Genomic DNA, 8,135 nt, shown 5'->3' on the forward strand with positions numbered 1-8,135 from the left:
ATGCGGGTGGCCGCCACCCGGCGCACGGTCACCGCCTTGATCATCCCGGCGGACGTGCAGGAGCTGGAGTACGAGCCGCCCGCGCACGCGTTCAAGCAGGTCCCCTCCAGCCTCGGCGCCCCCTCCTCCCTTCCGGTCCCGGCCGCGGAGGAGCTGGCGAGGGCGGCGGAGGTCCTCAACGCCGGCGAGAAGGTGGCCATGCTGATCGGGCAGGGTGCGCGCAGGGCCCGCAGGGAGGTCCAGCAGGTCGCCGAACTGCTCGGCGCGGGCGTGGCGAAGGCCCTGCTCGGCAAGGACGCGCTGCCGGACACGCTGCCGTACGTCACCGGGTCGATCGGCCTGCTCGGCACCCGTCCCTCCTACGAGATGATGCGTGACTGCGACACCCTGCTCGTGGTGGGCTCCAGCTTCCCCTACACCCAGTTCCTGCCCGAGTTCGATCAGGCCAGGGCGGTGCAGATCGATCTGGATCCGTCCATGGTGGGCCTGCGCTACCCCTTCGAGGTCAATCTGGTCGGTGACGCCGGCGAGACGCTGCGCCGGCTGATCCCGATGCTGGACCACAGGTCGGACGGCGCGTGGCGCAGGAAGATCGAGGACGACACGGCGCGCTGGTGGGAGGTGATGCAGCGCCGTGCCGAGGTCTCCGCGGACCCGATCAACCCCGAGTACGTCGTCCACGCCCTGGACGCGCTGCTGCCCGACGACGCGATCGTGGCCGCGGACTCCGGGTCGGCGGCGAACTGGTACGCCCGCCATCTGCGGATGCGCGGGGACATGCGGGGCTCGCTGTCGGGCACCCTGGCGACCATGGGGCCGGGGGTTCCGTACGCGATCGGCGCGAAGTTCGCGCATCCCGACCGGCCGGCGATCGCGATCGTCGGGGACGGCGCCATGTAGATGAACGGCCTCGCGGAGCTGATCACCGCCGCGAAGTACCACCGGGAGTGGTCCGATCCGCGCATCGTGGTCGCGGTGCTCAACAACCAGGACCTCAACCAGGTCACCTGGGAGATGCGTGCCATGCAGGGCGCCCCGCAGTTCGAGCCCTCGCAGGGCCTGCCCGATCTGCACTATGCCGACATCGCCCGGCAGCTGGGGCTGCACGGGGTGCGGGTGGAACGACCGGAGGACGTGGAGTCGGCGTGGCGTCAGGCCCTCGCGGCGGACCGGCCGTTCGTCATCGACTTCCGCACGGACCCTGCGGTGCCCCCGATCCCGCCGCACGCCACCTGGGACCAGATCAAGGACGCGGCCCTGTCGGTCCTCAAGGGCGACAGCGACCGGGCATCGGTGGTCCGGCAGGGCGTGAAGGCGAAGCTCCAGGAGCTCCTGCCCGGCGGTGGACGGGGCTGACCGATGACCGGCAGCCAGACGGTCGACCTCGCCGCACTCGAACGGGGGCTGCGGGCCGAGACGGACGGCGAGGTCCGCTTCGATCCGGGCAGCCGCGCCGCGTACGCGACGGACGGCTCCAACTACCGCCAGGTCCCGCTCGGCGTGGTCCTGCCGCGCACGGTGGAGGCCGGTGCCGCCGCGCTCGGCGTGTGCGCCCGGTTCGGCGCGCCGGTCCTGTCCCGCGGGGGCGGCACCAGCCTCGGGGGACAGTGCACCAACGAGGCGGTGGTCGTCGACTGGACGAAGTACTGCGACCGCCTGCTGTCGGTGGACCCGGAGGCACGGACCTGTGTGGTCGAGCCGGGCATCGTCCTGGACGAACTGAACCGGCGACTCGCCCCGCACGGACTGAGGTTCGGGCCGAAGCCGTCCACGCACAGCCACTGTTCCCTGGGCGGGATGATCGGCAACAACAGCTGCGGGGCCTCCGCCCAGGCCTACGGAAAGACCGTCGACAACGTCCGCCGCCTGGACGTCCTCACCTACGGGGGCACCCGGTTCTGGGCCGGTCGTACGGATCCGGCGGAGTTCGCGAGGATCACGGCCGAGGGCGGGGACCAAGCCCTGCTGTACCAGGGCCTGAAGGACGTCGTCGGGCGCCGTCTGGCCGAGATCCGCCAGGGCTACCCGAAGATCCCGCGCCGGGTCTCGGGGTACAACCTCGACTCGCTGCTGCCGGAGAACGGCTTCGACGTGGCCCGGGCGCTGGTGGGCAGCGAGGGCACGCTGGTGACCGTCCTGCGGGCCGAGCTGGAGCTCGTCGGGGTACCGGCCGCCGAGGCGCTCCTCGTCCTCGGCTTCGACGACGTCTACGCGGCCGCCGACGCCGTCCCCGTCCTCCTCGAACACAGCCGCCCCACCCAGCTGGAGGCCATCGACGGGCGCATGGCGCAGCTGATGCGCGAGGAGCACGCCTACCTCGACTCGCTGGAGCGCCTGCCCGAGGGCGACAGCTGGCTGCTGGTCCAGTTCACCGGCGACACGACGGAGCGGGCGGACGAGCAGGCGTACGAGCTGTTGCGGTCGCTGGGCCGCGACGAGGACGACCCCGGGGTGGCGCTCTCCGACGACCCGGCGAGGGAACGGGAGATGCTCAAGGCCCGGGAGGCGGGCCTGGGAGTGACCGCCCGCCCGCCGGACGGCTCCGAGACCTGGGAGGGCTGGGAGGACTCCGCGGTGGCCCCGGAGAAACTGGGCGACTACCTGCGTGACCTGGAACGGCTCTTCGACCGGTACGGCTACCAGCAGGCCTCCTTGTACGGGCACTTCGGGCAGGGCTGCGTGCACACCCGGATCCCGTTCGAGCTGCGCGAGGGCAAGGGCGTCGAGGCCTTCCGCGCGTTCCTGTTCGACGCGGCCGACCTCGTGGCCTCGTACGGCGGGTCGTTGTCGGGCGAGCACGGTGACGGGCAGGCCCGCGGCGAACTGCTGCCGCGCATGTTCACTCCCGCCCTGATGGAGGCGATGGGCGAGGTCAAGGCGCTGTTCGACCCCGGCGACCGGATGAACCCCGGCAAGGTCGTCCGCCCCCGCCGCGTCGACGACGACCTGCGCCTGGGCGCTGCCTGGCGGCCCGAACGGCAGCGGACGTACTTCGCGTACTCCGACGACGGCAACGACTTCGGCCGGGCCGTGCTGCGCTGTGTGGGCATCGGCAACTGCCGCACCCACCGGGGCGGGGTCATGTGCCCGTCCTATCGGGCCACCGGCGAGGAGGAGCATTCCACCCGCGGCCGGGCGCGGCTGCTGTTCGAGATGCTCGGCGGTCACGCCGACTCGCCCGTCACCGGCGGCTGGCGCTCCACCGAGGTCCGCGACGCACTGGACCTGTGCCTGGCCTGCAAGGGCTGTAGGTCCGACTGCCCGGTCGGGGTCGACATGGCCACCTACAAGGCCGAGTTCCTGGCCCACCACTACCGGGGCCGGCCCCGCCCCCCGGCCCACTACGCCATGGGCTGGCTGCCGCTGTGGGCGCGGCTGGCCCGCACCGCGCCGGGATTCGCGAACGCCGCCCTGCACGCCCCCGGTCTGGGCCGGGCGGGAAAGCTGCTGGCCGGAATCGACCCGCGCCGCGACGTACCCCTCTTCGCCGCCGAGTCGTTCCAGGAGGCCTGGCACCGATCCGGCGGCGCGCAGCCCGATCCGCGCGACCCGCGCACCGTGCTGCTCTGGCCGGACACGTTCACCAACCACTTCCACCCCCACGTCGCCGACGCCGCGGCCCGGGTCCTCGAGGACGCCGGCTTCCGCGTCGCGGTGCCGTACGGGCCCGTGTGCTGCGGTCTGACGTGGATCTCCACCGGGCAGCTCGCCACCGCCCGGCGCGTCCTGGGACGGACCACGCGAGCGCTGCGGCCGTGGCTGGAGGCCGGCACACCGGTCATCGGCCTCGAACCGTCCTGCACCGCGGTCTTCCGGGCCGACGCCCCCGACCTGCTCGCCGGCGACCAGGACGTCGTCCGCCTCGCGGCGCAGACCCGGACCTTCGCCGAACACCTCGCCGGCCGAGCCCCCGAGGGCTGGCGGCCGCCCACGATCGGGCGGGCGGCGACCGTGCAGACCCACTGCCACCAGCACGCCGTCCTCGGCGCCGACGCGGACCGGGAACTGATGCGCCGTGCCGGACTGGACGCGCAGGTGCTCGACGAGGGCTGCTGCGGCCTGGCCGGTGACTTCGGCTTCGAGCGGGGACACTACGACCTGTCGCAGGCCATCGCCGAACAGGGCGTGCTGCCCGCCGTGCGCGACACCGCGCCCAGCGCCCTCGTCCTGGCCGACGGATTCAGCTGCCGTACCCAGATCGACCAGGCCGGGACCGGCCGGCAGGCCCTGCACCTGGCCGAGGCCCTCGCCCTGGCACTGGACGGGCCGCTGCCCGCCGACCACCCCGAGAAGGCGGTCCCGCGCCCCCGGCTCCGTCCGGCGCCGCCCCGCCGGCTGACCGCGGGCCTGGCCGGCGCCCTGACCGGTCTGGCCGGGGGCGGCGTCCTCGCCGTCCGCGCCCGCCACCGGATCCGGAGGGATGCGACACGATGAAGTCCCTGCCCGAGGCGGTGCGGCGCGGACCCGCGCCGGAGGACACGGCCACCGGCGCTCCGACGGTCGAGTCCCTGCGGGTGCACGTCTTCGAGTTCCCGACCGATGCCCCCGAGGCGGACGGCACCTTCGCCTGGGACCGTACGACCATGGTCCTGGTCCAGGCCCGTGGCGGCGGTGCCTCGGGCCTGGGCTACACCTACGGCGACCGGGCCACCGCCGGCGTGATCACCGGGCTTCTCCACGATGTGGTCGTCGGTCTGCCGGTCTTCGACGTTCCGGCGGCGAACGAGGCGATGAGCCGGGCGGTGCGGAACGCCGGCCGGCCCGGCCTGATCGCCGGCGCCGTCTCCGCGATCGACGTCGCCCTGTGGGACCTCAAGGCCCGCCTCCTGGAACTGCCGCTGGCCGACCTGCTCGGCCGGGCCCGGACCGGTGAACTCGACCTCGCCCGCCTGGGGCTCCGCCTGTCCTCCCACCCCGGTGTGCATGCCGATGTCCGGCGTCATGGTCGAACTCGGCGTGTACGGCGTCGGGCGCGCGTACTGGACCGTCTTCTCCGGACCGGGCGGCATCCCTCCCCATGCCTTCCGCACCGCCTTCACCGCCCTCGGTGTGCTGACCGCTCTGCTGGGCGCCCTGATGTGCTGGCAGCAGCGTCACCTCAAGCGGCTCCTCGCGTTCTCCACCGTCAGCCACGTCGGCCTGTTCCTCATCGGCGTCGCCCTGCCCACCCCTTCGGGCGTCACCGGCACGGCGGTGTACGTCGCCGCGCACGGCTGCGTCAAAGCCGCGCTCTTCGCCCTCACCGGAGTGCTCCTCGACCGCTACGGCTCCGTCGACGAACACGGCCTGCACGGCAGGGCCCGCGAACTGCGCCTGGTGGGCGTGCTGTTCCTGACCGGCGCCCTGGCGCTGGCCAGGCTGCCGCCGTTCGGCACCGGCCTCGGCAAAGCGCTCGGCGAGGACGCCGCCGGGCACGGGCGGCCCTGGCTGCTCCCCGCCGTGTTCGTCACCGCCTCCGCCGTCACCGGTGCCGCCGCGCTCCGCGCGGGCCTGCGCGTCTTCTTCGGCACGGGCCCCGTGCCCCACAGCCGCCCGGGCGAGGAGGAGACCACCGGCGAGGGCGAGGAACCCGAGATCCGCTCACCCGAGCGCAGCCTGCCGCTCCCCATGACCGTCGTCCCGGCCGTCCTGCTCGCCCTGGCCGCGCTCATCGGCTGCCTGCCGGCCGTCGCCGCCGCCCTCTCCCGTGCGGCGTCCGTCTTCACCGACCCCGCCCGGTACGCCGCCGCGGTCCTCACCGGGCCCGGCACGCCGTCGGCGGCCGCATCGACGCCGGCCGCCGGGTGGACCGTGGCGGGAGTACTCCTCGGGCTGCTGTCCACCGTCCTCGCGGCCGCCCCGGCGACCGCCGCGGTCCACCACCGCGGCCCCGCACCGTCCACGCGCCACTGGACCGTCCGCGCGGTACGGACGCTGCGCCGCCTGCACTCCGGCCACCTCGGCGACTACCTCGCCTGGCTCGCCCTCGGCCTCGCCGCCCTGTGCGTCGCACTCGTCACCCAGATCTGAACGGGCGTGCCGGGGCCGGCCGGGCAGGGCGGAGAAGCCCGTCGGTCACCGGCCCGGGGTGTCGCGTGCATGGACCCGCCCCACGGGGGCATGCGCGAAACGGCGTCCCCTGGAGCCGCCGCCCGCTCCCTGTCCCCGCGACCGGGCGGCGGCAAGGACGTGGGCCCCGCTTCCGGCCGGGAGGTGACCGTGAGGACTTCGGTGGACCGCATCGCACAGCCCTGGGGCAGTCGTACCCCGTACGGACGGGATCGTCGCTGGCCCACCCGCCGGGACACGTGTCTCGCCGACGGTGTCCGGGAGGACGAGGTCGAACGCTGGGTGCAGACGGCCTCGCTCCTGCATTCCGACGGCGACGCCATGGACATCGCCGTGAAGGACGGAAGCATCGTCGGCGTGCGGGGCAGGACCGTCGACCGTGTCAACCGCGGCCGGCTCGGGCCCAAGGACGCCTTCGCGTGGCAGGCCAACAGTGCCGCCGACCGGCTCCGTCGGCCGCTGGTGCGCCGGGACGGGCGCCTCGTCGAGACGGACTGGGACTCGGCGATGGCCCTCGTCGCGGCCCGCTCGCGCACGCTGCTCGACGCGCACGGGCCCGGTTCGATCGGCTTCTACACCTCCGGGCAGTTGTTCCTGGAGGAGTACTACACGCTCGCGGTCCTGGCCCGGGCAGGCCTCGGCACCCCGCACCTCGACGGCAACACCCGGCTCTGCACCTCGACCGCGGCCGAGGCGCTGAAGGAGTCGTTCGGGTGCGACGGCCAGCCGGGCAGTTTCGACGACATCGACCACGCCGACGTCATCGCCTTGTTCGGGCACAATCTCGCCGAGTCCCAGCCGGTGCAGTGGATGCGCCTGCTCGACCGTCTGGAGGGCGCCGATCCGCCCCGGCTGGTGTGCGTCGACCCCCGGCCCACTCCGGTGGCCCGACGGGCGTCCGTGCACCTGGCCCCGCGGGTCGGCACCAACGTGGCCCTGTTGAACGCCCTCCTGCACGAGATCGTCCGCGCCGGGCACGTCGATCGCCCCTACGTCGAACGGCACACGGTCGGCTTCGGCGAGCTGGAACGGGCCGTCGCGCCCTGCACTCCCGAGTGGGCCGCCGCCCTCTGCGACGTGCCGGCCTCCCGGATCCGGGAGGCGGCCGAGGTGCTCGGCACCGCGGACCGGCTGCTGTCCACGGTGCTGCAGGGCGTCTACCAGTCGCACCAGGCCACCGCCGCGGCCGTCCAGGTCAACAACCTGCACCTGATCCGGGGCATGCTCGGCCGGCCCGGCGCGGGCGTGCTCCAGATGAACGGGCAGCCCACCGCCCAGAACACCCGTGAGTGCGGCGCCGACGGCGACCTGCCGGGGTTCCGCAACTGGGCGAACGAGGAGCACGTGGCCGAGCTGGCGAAGGTGTGGAACGTCGAGCCCGACAGCATCCCGCACTACGCGCCGCCGACCCACGCCCTGCAGATGTTCCGGTATGCCGAGCAGGGCTCCCTCCGCATGCTGTGGATCAGCGGCACCAACCCGGCCGTCTCCCTCCCCGAGCTCTCCCGCGTGCGCGACGTCCTCACCCGCGAAGGGCTGTTCGTCGTCGTCCAGGACTTGTTCCGCACCGAAACCGCCCAGCTCGCCGACGTCGTCCTGCCGGCCGCGACCTGGGGAGAGAAGACCGGCACCTTCACCAACGCCGATCGCACCGTGCACCTCTCCGAGCGGGCCGTCGAGCCGCCCGGGGACGCACGGCCGGACCTCGACGTCTTCCTCGACTACGCCCGCCGCATGGACTTCCGTGACAAGGACGGCGGGCCGCTCGTCACCTGGCACGACCCGGAGTCCGCCTTCGAGGCGTGGAAGCGGTGCAGCGCCGGCCGCCCGTGCGACTACACCGGCCTGTCGTACGACCGACTGCGCGGCGGCAGCGGCGTGCAGTGGCCGTGCACCGACGCGGCCCCGGACGGGACGCCGCGCCTGTACGCCGACGGCGTCTCCTGGGCCCACCCCGACACCTGCGAGTCGTACGGCAAGGACCTCGTCACCGGCTCACCGGTACCGGCCGCCGAATACCGCCACCTGAACCCCGACGGCAAGGCGGTGATCCGGGCGGCGGAGTACCTGCCGCCGCACGAGGACTC

General features: G+C 73.7%; 3 protein-coding genes and 2 pseudogenes. All 5 read left to right on the forward strand.

The window, feature by feature from the left end; genetic code table 11:
• A pseudogene (locus CCN56_RS26915) lies at window positions 1–1,356 on the forward strand (thiamine pyrophosphate-dependent enzyme); the annotation flags it as partial.
• A gap of 3 nt (window positions 1,357–1,359) precedes the next feature.
• Window positions 1,360–4,434: an FAD-binding and (Fe-S)-binding domain-containing protein gene (locus tag CCN56_RS26920; protein ID WP_086830557.1), complete on the forward strand. Its 3,075-nt coding sequence runs from the start codon at window positions 1,360–1,362 to the stop codon at window positions 4,432–4,434.
• 149 nt (window positions 4,435–4,583) lie between these two features.
• Window positions 4,584–4,844, forward strand: a pseudogene (locus CCN56_RS45630) (mandelate racemase); the annotation flags it as partial.
• Between the two features lie 73 nt (window positions 4,845–4,917).
• Entirely contained in the window at window positions 4,918–6,009 is a 1,092-nt protein-coding gene (locus CCN56_RS26930; protein ID WP_306300637.1) for a proton-conducting transporter membrane subunit, read from the forward strand.
• A 189-nt stretch (window positions 6,010–6,198) separates the two neighbouring features.
• A partial coding sequence (locus CCN56_RS26935; protein ID WP_086830559.1) for a molybdopterin-dependent oxidoreductase occupies window positions 6,199–8,135 on the forward strand: 1,937 nt, incomplete at its 3' end.

This window comes from Streptomyces sp. NRRL B-24572, assembly GCF_002156145.1.
GTDB classification, from domain to species: Bacteria; Actinomycetota; Actinomycetes; order Streptomycetales; family Streptomycetaceae; genus Streptomyces; species Streptomyces vietnamensis.

Bases quoted from the DNA above. Each gene is read 5' to 3' on its own strand.
- CCN56_RS26920 (WP_086830557.1), top strand. From the start codon at position 1,360: ATGACCGGCAGCCAGACGGTCGACCTCGCCGCACTCGAACGGGGGCTG.